2 protein-coding genes are annotated in these 1,785 nt (G+C 36.8%); both read right to left on the bottom strand.

The window, feature by feature from the left end:
* Positions 1 to 44: 44 nt before the first annotated feature.
* Positions 45 to 575: a cell division protein ZapC gene (locus GQR46_RS19310; RefSeq protein ID WP_007586900.1), complete on the bottom strand. Its 531-nt coding sequence runs from the start codon at positions 573 to 575 to the stop codon at positions 45 to 47.
* Between the two features lie 117 nt (positions 576 to 692).
* The gene (pyrD, locus tag GQR46_RS19305; RefSeq protein WP_010552659.1) at positions 693 to 1,703 is read right to left on the bottom strand and encodes a quinone-dependent dihydroorotate dehydrogenase; all 1,011 of its coding nucleotides are present in this window, start codon (positions 1,701 to 1,703) and stop codon (positions 693 to 695) included.
* Positions 1,704 to 1,785 lie beyond the last annotated feature (82 nt).

Here is a 1,785-nt window from a genome sequence, read left to right as displayed (position 1 = left end):
GCCCCTAGTTTGAACAAATTTTAATCCGCAAAGATCAACAGACCCTACGCGGTTTGACTTTGATATTGCTGATTTAGGATGGGGTGGACTCGATTATTCAAAATACGGATTACTTCAAATTGCGCTAAAGATAAGTTTTCGTCTAATTTAAAGGTTTCACTTAAATTCAAACAAATAGATGCATCAGGACAATGCTCTACAATTAAAAAATCACCTGACTGCGCTTTAGATGTTAATTTTACTATTGCCTCTACGCTTGGCTCTGTCCCGGTATATTCTTCAAAAAACCAACTTTTTGCTAAAACGGGTTTTAAGTGATACTTAACAGCAGTAGCATTTAATGATATTTGACAAATTTGAGCCGCAGACCACAATTCAAATCCATCCAGATAATTATAAACTTGTTCGTAAAATGCAGCATCTTCGAGACTAAAACGTGGATTTTTAAAAACAGAATCGGTGAGCTGTCTTAATTTATAAGGCGTGCATAATTGCATGTCGTCATTTAAATCAAGTAACAAACGATTTTTATCAGGACAAGTAATCCACTGCCATTGCTTTGATGCTTGTAACATTTACTCCTCCTTGGGTATGTTGAATAATTATTGCTCAGAGTATAACCGCTTTTGACCACTTTTAAAATGTTTGCTTAGAACATTTAGCTAACGATCAAAAGCTTAGATAACTGATCCTTATAAGCCGTTAACGATCGACTTTACCAATTGTGGACCTTTGTAGATGAACCCAGTATAAACCTGAACTAAATTTGCGCCTGCATCTAACTTTTCTTTTGCAGATGTAGCATCATCAATACCGCCGACTCCGATGATTGGTAGCTTACCTTGTGTTAAGCGTTTTAGCTCACTTACTACCTCTGTAGAGCGCATTCTAACAGGGTGACCTGATAAACCGCCCGCCTCTTGTGCATATTGCTGCCCCATGACTGCGGCTCGCTCAAGCGTTGTGTTTGTGGCAATTACACCATCAATTTTATTATTTAAAAGTGACTCACTTACTTGCTCTATTTGTATTTGATCGAGATCCGGTGCAATTTTTACAAGCATAGGAACTTGCTTATTATGCTTTGCAATTAAATCTAACTGTTCATTTTTAAGACTTTGCAATAAATCATCAAGTGCAGCACCATATTGTAAATCACGAAGCCCTGGGGTATTTGGTGATGAAATATTTACCGTAATATATGAGGCATGCTCAAATACTTTACGCATACAATGAATGTAGTCATCTTTACCTTGCTCGTTAGGTGTATCTTTATTTTTACCAATATTGATACCGAGTATGCCACTGTACTTTGCTGCTTTTACATTTTCGACTAAATTATCAACACCTTTATTATTAAAACCCATACGGTTAATAATTGCGTTTGACTCTGGAAGTCTAAAAATACGTGGCTTGTCATTACCAACTTGAGGACGCGGTGTAACCGTTCCAACTTCAATAAAACCAAATCCCATTTGGCTAAATGCATCTATACATTCTGCATTTTTATCCAGGCCAGCGGCAAGCCCTACTGGATTTTTAAATTCAAGACCTAAAAAGTTTACGGGTTTATCTGAAACACTTTGTGACCAAGCTATATTTAGAGGCGTATTAGCAAAACGACGAAGATTATTAAGTGCAAACTCATGCGCCCACTCCGCATCACGGGTAAACATAAAACGGCGAGCTAAATCATAAAACATCAATATAATCCTCTTTTTAAATTTCAGACAAAAAAATACCTCAGACAAGGCTGAGGTATTGTATAACAATTTTAACAATCAG

This window comes from Pseudoalteromonas sp. Z1A6, from assembly GCF_011378745.1.
In the GTDB taxonomy this organism is placed as follows: domain Bacteria; phylum Pseudomonadota; class Gammaproteobacteria; order Enterobacterales; family Alteromonadaceae; genus Pseudoalteromonas; species Pseudoalteromonas arctica.
Note: the sequence above shows the minus strand (reverse complement) of the source record. Positions and strands in the feature narration are given on the sequence as shown.